The sequence below is a fragment of the Mesorhizobium sp. M7A.F.Ca.CA.002.09.1.1 genome, from assembly GCF_003998555.1.
GTDB classification, from domain to species: Bacteria; Pseudomonadota; Alphaproteobacteria; order Rhizobiales; family Rhizobiaceae; genus Mesorhizobium; species Mesorhizobium ciceri.
The window spans coordinates 1-2,591 of record NZ_RZRR01000800.1; the positions used below are offsets into that span (position 1 = coordinate 1).

A 2,591-nucleotide genomic window follows, 5' to 3' on the forward strand; every position below is an offset into this window, starting at 1 on the left:
CACTCGGCCGGCGCGGCGCCAACCTGACCGGCGACTTCCTGGTCGAGCTCGGCAAGGAAATCGACAATACGCGCGGCATTGTCGCCAAGGTCGTAGCGACCGTAGCGGGACGCCGACCGCATGTCGACGATGACCGTATCGCCATCGTCCGTCACGCGGATCGCCACATCGGCGGGAAGGCCGATCACGAAGCCCTTGGCGACGGCGGTGATGGTCACCTCGCTTTGCCCGGCGAGATCAGGATAGGGTTCCGATAGATCCCAGTCGCGCCGGTCGAGTACGGTTTCGACGGCATTGACGACAGTCTCGAACGGCAGGTCGTAGCTGCGTGCGCTGACCAGCGGATAGCTATCGGTCTGCAGCCGCTGTTCCCCAGGCGTCGACGGCGCAAGCACGTTCATATCCTTCTTGCGGTCGCTCACGTCGAGCGCCGGCGGTTCGTCGAAATCCGTCGAGATGTCCCTGAGCGGCGGATAGATCGTCGCCCAGTAGGCGGCGACGCCGTAGGGTGCGAGCACCAGCAGCGCCAGCAGCGCGCCGACCGTCAGGTCGCGACCGCCGCGGTCGCCGAAATTCCAGAGCCGCGAAAAGGCAAACCCGGCAAACAACAGCGCCATCGCCGCCAGCAGCGCGACAATGCCGAGCACCCACAGAAAGACAGGTGTTTCGACGAGATCGAAGCGATGGCCGACAAAGACCGTCAGCAGCAGCACCAACGAAAAAGCGGCCGTGCGCCGCGACCATCCGGCCGCCCTCGACGTTTGCCGTTCAGGAATACTTGCCATCGATTGCCGCACCACCCCAACCCGAACGGAGACTTAGAACCTTTTTGCGATGCCATGAAGCCGAAACATGCGACATCGCGTCAATCCGTCGGCAGGCGATAATCCTTGAACTGCTGGCGCAAGGTGATCTTCTGGATCTTGCCGGTGGCGGTGTGCGGAATTTCACCGACGAAGGCGACATCGTCCGGCATCCACCATTTGGCCACCTTGCCGTCCATGAAGTCGAGAATATCAGCCTTGCTCGGTTCCTTGCCCGGTTTGCGGACGACGACCAGCAGCGGCCGTTCGCCCCATTTCGAATGGTGGACGCCGATGGCTGCCGCCTCGGCGACATCGGGGTGACCGACAGCCAGGTTCTCGAGGTCGATGGTCGAAATCCATTCGCCGCCGGACTTGATGACGTCCTTGGCACGATCGGTGATCTGCATATAGCCGCCCGCGTCGATGTGGGCGACGTCGCCGGTATCGAACCAGCCGTCCCCGTCGAACTGCTCCACGCCGGCGCCGCCATAATAGGCACGGGCAACGGCCGGCCCACGCACTTTCAGGCGGCCAAATGTCTTGCCGTCCCAGGGTTGCGCATTGTTGTCGTCGTCGGTCACCTTCATTTCGACGCCGAACGGCGGATAGCCCTGTTTCTGCTGGACATCGAGCCGGGCTTCGCCCTCAAGACCAGCATAGTCCGGCTTCAGGGTGCACAGCGTGCCGAGCGGCGACATTTCGGTCATGCCCCAGGCATGGATGACCTGGACATCGTAGTTCTGCTGAAACTTCGTCATGATCGCGCGCGGGCAGGACGAGCCGCCGATGACGACCTTATTGAGATAGGGAAGCTTCTTGCCGGTCTCCTCCAGATGCTGCAGCAGCATCATCCAGACGGTCGGCACGGCCGCACTGAAGGTCACCTTCTCGGTATCGAGCAGTTCATAGATCGAGGCGCCGTCCATCTTGCAGCCGGGCATGACCAGCTTGGCGCCGATCATCGGCCCGCTCTGGCCAAGGCCCCAGGCATTGGCGTGAAACATCGGCACGACAGGCAGGATCGTGTCGCGCGACGACAACCCCATGGCGTCGGGCATGGCGGCGATCATGGCGTGCAGCACGTTCGAACGGTGGCTGTAGACGACGCCCTTGGGATCGCCCGTGGTCCCGGAGGTGTAACACATGCCTGCGGCGGTGCTTTCGTCGAAGGTCTTCCAGGCGAAGTCGCCATCCGCCTCGTCAAGCCACTCTTCATAGGCGACCACATTGGGCAACGTCGTCTGCGGCATGTGTGCCTTGTCGGTCAGCACGATCACCTGTTTCAGCGACTTGACGGCGCCGGCGATCTTCTCGAGCAGCGGCACGAAAGTCAGGTCGACGAAGACTGCCTTGTCCTCGGCATGGTTCATGATCCAGACGATCTGCTCGGGAAACAGCCGCGGATTGAGCGTGTGGTAGATGGCGCCGATGCCCATGATGCCGTACCAGGCCTCGATGTGGCGGGCGGTGTTCCAGGCCAGCGTCGCGATGCGGTCGCCCAACCCATAGCCGTCGCGCTCCAGCCGCTGGGCGACCTTCAGGGCGCGACGATGGATGTCGGCGTAGGTGGTGCGCACGATCGGCCCTTCGATCGAGCGTGACACGATCTCGCGCATGCCATGCTGCCGCTCGGCATTGTCGATGAGCTTATGGCAAAGCAGCGGCCATTCCTGCATCAGTCCCAGCATTCGGTCCTCCCTCACGCTTTTGCGTTGTGCTTTTTGTCCCATTGTGGAGCGAACCGACGGATTGTCCAGCCGCCAATACGGCCGAGCACTGCATTGG

Annotated in this window: 2 protein-coding genes; both read right to left on the reverse strand. The window is 62.7% G+C overall.

Annotated elements, in window-relative coordinates:
- Positions 1-785 (reverse strand): DUF1499 domain-containing protein (locus tag EN994_RS26430; protein WP_013532738.1); only part of this gene is annotated, 785 nt, incomplete at its 3' end.
- Between the two features lie 80 nt (positions 786-865).
- A complete protein-coding gene (locus EN994_RS26435; protein WP_063167687.1) occupies positions 866-2,494 on the reverse strand; it encodes a fatty-acid--CoA ligase in 1,629 nt (542 codons plus the stop codon).
- Positions 2,495-2,591 lie beyond the last annotated feature (97 nt).

Excerpts from the sequence above, each read along its gene's own strand:
- EN994_RS26435 (WP_063167687.1), bottom strand. The coding sequence starts at position 2,494 with ATGCTGGGACTGATGCAGGAATGGCCGCTGCTTTGCCATAAGCTCATC.